We start from the raw sequence: 779 nt of genomic DNA on the forward strand, positions 1-779 counted from the left end.
GACAGCATTCGTCAATGCTCACCCGGACTACGCCGACGTTCTAGACCCCGCATTCCCCCGGTCGCCCACAACCGGACACGGGCATTGAACACACGTCGTCGCGCCTGAACGCCGACCGCTGAGAAGGTTCAGGCGTCCCCAACGGCCAGGTACATCGCATGAAGGCTAGGTGGGCGCGGGCGACGAGTACCGCGATGCGCTGTGGACTTGATCGATGGATCGGGCCGTCGAGGCGCGTGCTCCTCGAGGTGGCCGACCTGCGGGTGCTGCCCGAGTACGTGTCCGCCGGGCTCGGTGTTCCCCGAGTTCGTTCCCCGAGTTCCGCAAACAGGGCATCGCCACCGAGTTGATCCGACGTGTCCTGGACGACGGTGTAACCCCGGGTAATCCCCGTTTGTCCTGAACCCACCTGTTAGCTCCTTCGACGGAATGTGTGAAATGACGATCGATCTCGAGGCCGAGGCGGCCACCCGGGAAGAGAACAACGCGGCGGTCATCGCTGCTCTGAACGAGACAAGTCTCAGCGAAGTGGAATCCAGCTGGGAGCTCGATGTCATCAACGACGTGGAGCGCGGTCGCTGGATCGCCGCCCTCGGCGCCGAAGCGATCGCCGAGCTCCAGTACCGGTTCGTGGGTGGCCGTGTCGTGCTGCTAACGACCTGGGTCGACCCGGCCTACCGACACAATCGGGTGGCCACGGAGCTCGTCGCTCGCGTGTTGGACGAGATCCGCGAGAGCGGGAAGAAGATCACCGTCATCTGCCCGGTCGTGGGTAGGTT

At 64.2% G+C, this 779-nt stretch carries 1 protein-coding gene; it reads left to right on the top strand.

Translation table 11 applies throughout. The annotated features are described in order from the left end of the window. Positions 1-438 precede the first annotated feature (438 nt). Positions 439-779: GNAT family N-acetyltransferase (locus KBX63_RS34895; RefSeq protein ID WP_210918685.1), on the top strand; the 341-nt coding region annotated here is incomplete at its 3' end.

Source organism: Micromonospora sp. U21, assembly GCF_018070045.1.
Lineage (GTDB): Bacteria > Actinomycetota > Actinomycetes > Mycobacteriales > Micromonosporaceae > Micromonospora.